The organism is Actinomycetospora sp. (assembly GCF_055612215.1).
The window spans coordinates 1-1086 of sequence record NZ_JBVPVA010001056.1 but is presented as its reverse complement, the minus strand read 5'-3'; the positions used below and the strand labels follow the sequence as shown (position 1 = coordinate 1086).

1 protein-coding gene is annotated in these 1086 nt (G+C 75.5%); it reads left to right on the top strand.

Translation table 11 applies throughout. The annotated features are described in order from the left end of the window. Positions 1-970 (top strand): D-alanyl-D-alanine carboxypeptidase family protein (locus AC0CYZ_RS28555; protein WP_472221491.1); only part of this gene is annotated, 970 nt, incomplete at its 5' end. Positions 971-1086: the final 116 nt, after the last annotated feature.

The window sequence follows — 1086 nt, the reverse complement described above, 5'->3', positions numbered from 1 at the left end:
CTCCGGGGCCCCGGCCCCGCCCGCGGTCGGGGTGCAGTCCTTCGTCCTCGCCGACCTCGACTCCGGCGAGGTGCTCGCCGCGCGGGTACCGCACGCGCGGCTGCGGCCGGCGTCGCTGCTGAAGACCCTCACCGGGCTGCTGGTCGCGCAGGACCTGCCCATGGACCAGACCGTCGTCGGCACCCAGGACGACGCGAACCAGGAGGGCACCCGGGTCGGCATCGGGCCCGGCGGCGTGTACACGATCCGCCAGCTCCTCGACGGCATGCTGATGGCCTCGGGCAACGACATCGCGCACGCGCTGTCGATCCGCCTCACCGGCTCGGTGCCCGCCACCGTCGACCTGATGAACCGCACCGCGACCCAGATCGGCGCCCTCGACACCCGCGCGGCGACCCCCTCGGGCCTCGACGGTCCCGGCCAGTCGTCCTCGGCCTACGACCTCGCGAGCATCTTCCGGCTCGGGATGGCGCACGAACCCTTCGCGACGGCCGTGGGCACGAAGCAGATCACCCTGCCGGGCTGGGGCCCCAACCCGCCGTTCGCCGTCGACAACGACAACAAGATCCTCGGGCAGTACCCGGGTGCGCTCGGCGGCAAGACCGGGTTCACCGACGACGCGCGGCACACCTACATCGGCGCGGCGCAGCGGAACGGTCGCCGGCTCGTCGTCGTCCTCATGCACGGCGAGCAGCGCCCGGTGCCGATGTACGAGCAGGGGATCGCGCTGCTCGACTACGGCTTCGCGCTCCCGCGCGGTGCCGCGGTCGGGCAGCTGACGCAGGCGGCCCCCGGCACGACGCTCGGCTCGACGGCGCCGCCCTCCCCCGTCGGCGCGGTCTCGGCCACCGGCGGCGAGGCCTCCCCCGCCACCGGCACGACGAACTGGCAGGCGCCGGTGGCGATCGGAGCCGTCGTCGTCCTGGGCCTGGTCGTGCTGGCGGCCCGCCTCCGCCGACGCCGGGGCTGACAGCAACGGCACGCTCCTGGCGTCACAGGCCAGCACGGCGCCGTTCACCCGTCGAGCAGGCCCCGCCCCCGGCTGAGCGCGCCTCCGCGGAGCCGGCCCCCGCCTCAGCGGCGGCC